General features: G+C 63.7%; 3 protein-coding genes. All 3 read right to left on the bottom strand.

Going from position 1 to position 3614, the window contains the following annotated elements; all coding sequences use genetic code 11:
* Window positions 1-2734, bottom strand: a 2734-nt coding sequence (locus APH25_RS24640) for a Tn3 family transposase (protein WP_034053911.1), incomplete at its 3' end; no start/stop codon positions are given.
* 2 nt (window positions 2735-2736) lie between these two features.
* The gene (locus APH25_RS24635; protein WP_003124096.1) at window positions 2737-3297 is read right to left on the bottom strand and encodes a recombinase family protein; all 561 of its coding nucleotides are present in this window, start codon (window positions 3295-3297) and stop codon (window positions 2737-2739) included.
* Window positions 3298-3427: 130 nt separating this feature from the next.
* On the bottom strand, window positions 3428-3614 hold a 187-nt coding region (locus APH25_RS24630), incomplete at its 5' end, for a DUF3330 domain-containing protein (RefSeq protein ID WP_256217615.1).

Raw genomic sequence — 3614 nt, 5'->3', positions numbered from 1 at the left:
CCCGGTAGCGCTGCTGCTCGAAACTGCGGTCGCGGATTTCACCCAGGCGGTTGAAAAACACTGCCCTGGCCAGCGCATTGCGCGCCTCGCCCTTGTTCAGGCCGGCATGCACGCGGCGGCGCAGTTCCACGCTTTGCAGCCAGTCCAGGATGAACAGCGTGCGCTCGATGCGGCCCAGCTCGCGGAGCGCCACGGCCAGGCCGTTCTGGCGTGGGTAGCTGCCGAGCTTTCGGAGCATCAGGGAGGCCGTCACCGTGCCCTGCTTGATCGAGGTGGCCAGCCGCAGGATTTCGTCCCAATGGGCGCGGACGTGCTTGATGTTGAGCGTGCCGCCGATCATGGGTTTCAGCGCGTCATAGGCGGCGTCGCCCTTCGGGATGTAGAGCTTGGTGTCGCCCAGGTCGCGGATGCGCGGCGCGAAGCGGAAGCCCAGGAGGTGCATCAGGGCGAAGACGTGATCGGTGAAGCCCGCCGTGTCGGTGTAATGCTCCTCGATCCGCAAGTCGGACTCGTGGTACAGCAGGCCGTCGAGCACGTAGGTCGAATCGCGCACGCCGACGTTCACGACCTTGGTGTGAAATGGCGCGTACTGGTCAGAAATGTGGGTGTAGAACGTCCGCCCTGGGCTGCTCCCGTATTTCGGGTTGATGTGGCCGGTGCTCTCGGCCTTGCTGCCGGTGCGGAAGTTCTGGCCGTCCGACGATGAGGTGGTGCCGTCGCCCCAGTGCTCGGCGAAGGGATGGCGGAACTGTGCGTTGACCAGATCGGCCAGCGCCGCCCCGTAGGTTTCGTCGCGGATGTGCCAGGCTTGCAGCCAAGCCAGCTTGGCGTAGGTCGTGCCGGGGCAAGACTCCGCCATCTTGGTCAGGCCCAGGTTGATCGCGTCGGCGAGGATCGTGGTCAGCAACAGGTTCTTGTCTTTGGCCGGGTCGCCCGATTTCAGATGCGCGAAATGCCGAGTGAAGCCCGTCCATTCGTCCACCTCCAGCAGCAGTTCGGTGATCTTGACGTGCGGCAGGATCATTGCCGTCTGGTCGATCAGCGCTTGGGCGGTGTCGGGTACCGCCGCGTCGAGCGGCGTGATCTTCAAGCCTGACTCGGTGATGATGGCGTCCGGCAGCTCGTTGGCCGTCGCCATACGGTTGACGGTGGCAAGCTGTGTTTCCAGCAGCGTCAGCCGGTCGTTCAGGTACCGGTTGCAGTCGGTGGCCACGGCCAGCGGCAATTCGCTGGCCTGCTTGAGGCTGGCGAATTTCGCGGGCGGCACCAGGTAGTCCTCGAAGTCCTTGAACTGGCGCGACCCCTGCACCCAGATGTCGCCGGAACGCAACGCGTTCTTCATCTCCGACAGCGCGCACAGTTCGTAGTAGCGCCGGTCGATGCCGGTGTCGGTCATGACCAGCTTCTGCCAGCGCGGCTTGATGAACTCGGTCGGCGCGTCGGCGGGCACCTTGCGGGCGTTGTCGCTGTTCATGCCGCGCAGCACCTCGATGGCGTCGAGCACGTCCTTCGCGGCGGGAGCGGCCCGCAGCTTGAGCACGGCAAGGAATTCCGGCGCGTAGCGGCGCAGCGTGGCGTAGCTTTCGCCGATGCGGTGCAGGAAATCGAAGTCCTCGGGCTGCGCAAGCTTCTGCGCTTCGGTGACGCTCTCGGCGAAGGCATCCCAGGACATGACGGCCTCGATGGCGGCGAACGGATCGCGGCCCGCCTGCTTGGCCTCGATCAGCGCCTGGCCGATGCGGCCGAACAGCCGCACCTTGGCGTTGATCGCCTTGCCGGACGCCTGGAATTGCTGCTGATGCTTGTTCTTGGCGGCGTTGAACAGCTTGCCCAGGATGCGGTCGTGCAGGTCGATGATTTCGTCGGTGACGGTGGCCATGCCCTCGATGGCAAGCGCCACCAGGGTGGCATAGCGTCGCTGCGCCTCGAACTTGGCCAGGTCGGCGGGCGTCATCTGGCCACCCTCACGGGCGATCTTGAGCAGGCGGTTCTGGTGCACCGACCGCTCGATGCCAGAAGGCAGGTCGAGCGCCTGCCACGCTTTGAGGCGTTCGATGTGTTCCAGCATGTGCCGCGAATTCGGTTTGACGGGCGATTGGCGCAGCCAGGCCAGCCAGGTCGTTTTGCCGTTGTCCCGACGCTTGAGCAGATCGTCGAGGCGGCGGCGATGCGCGTCCGACAGCGGTTCGGCCAAGGCATCGTAGATGCGCCGGTTGGCGCGGGTGATTGCTTCGGCGCTCGCCCGCTCGACGGCGTTGAGGGCAGGCAGAATGACCGACTGCTGCCGCAGGTGCTCGATCAAGGTGCTGGCCAGCACGATGCCCTTGTCGGTCTGCAAGGCCATCTCGGTCAGCAACTGGACGGCCTGCCGGTAGTGGCCCATGGTAAAGGGCTGGAAGCCGAACACCGTTTGCAGTTCGACCAGGTGCTCGCGCCGGGTCTGCTCCCGCTGCCCGTATTCGTCCCAGCTTTCGACGCTGACCTTGAGCTGGTCGGCGACCAGTTTCAACAAGGGCGGAAACGGCGGCTCATCGACGCCCAGGATGACACCAGGAAAGCGCAGGTAACAGAGCTGCACGGCGAAGCCCAGCCGGTTGGCCGGGCCGCGCCGCTGCCGGATGATGGAGAGGTCGGTTTCGCTGAACGTGTAGTGACGGATCAACTCATCCTTGGTGTCCGGCAACGCCAGCAGGCTTTCGCGCTCGGCGGCGGACAGGATTGAACGACGTGGCATATTTACTGATCCGTTCTCAAGTATTGATACAGGGTTTCGCGACTGATTCCGAATTCACGAGCCAGCTTGGTCTTTTGCTCGCCAGCCTCGACACGTTGGCGCAGTTCGGCAATACGCTCAGACGACAGGGATTTCTTCCTGCCACGGTAGGCCCCGCGCTGCTTGGCGAGCGCGATGCCCTCGCGCTGCCGCTCGCGGATCAAGGCGCGTTCGAACTCGGCGAACGCGCCCATTACCGACAGCATCAGGTTCGCCATCGGCGAGTCCTCGCCGGTGAAGGTCAAATGCTCCTTAAGGAACTCGATGCGTACGCCGCGCTGGGTGAGGCCCTGCACCAGGCGGCGCAGGTCGTCGAGGTTGCGCGCCAGACGATCCATGCTGTGCACCACGACCGTGTCGCCTTCGCGCACGAAGGCGAGCAGCCGTTCCAGTTCGGGCCGCCGTGTGTCCTTGCCCGACGCCTTGTCGGTGAACACTTTATCCACCTGGATCTGTTCGAGCTGCCGTTCTGGGTTCTGGTCGAAGCTGCTGACGCGGACGTAACCGATGCGCTGACCGTGCAAGGTATCCTCCTGAGGGAAATGTGTCAGGAAGAAATCTATGACCCTTGACGGCGTATGTCAATCAATTCGGAAGGCAACTCTATTCTGACGATTTAGCGCCGGATGGTCTGACGCCAAGTTAGGGTATGCCTCAATCTGACGGTAGCGAGTCGCAGGCGTTCGGATCGGCATCGGTTTCGTTCCCTGTCTTGGCACGCGCTTCGAAGCGTTGATAACACTCCAACCCGCAGAAGTGCTCGACGTATTCCGCGCCTTCCGGGGTGAAGGCGGCATCGAGCGGGATTTCCTTGCAGCACACGCAGCAACTGGTGGTGGTC

Origin of the sequence: Pseudomonas sp. NBRC 111119 (genome assembly GCF_001320125.1) — a bacterium.
In the GTDB taxonomy this organism is placed as follows: Bacteria; Pseudomonadota; Gammaproteobacteria; order Pseudomonadales; family Pseudomonadaceae; genus Aquipseudomonas; species Aquipseudomonas parafulva.
This window is presented reverse-complemented; position numbering and strand designations above follow the sequence as displayed.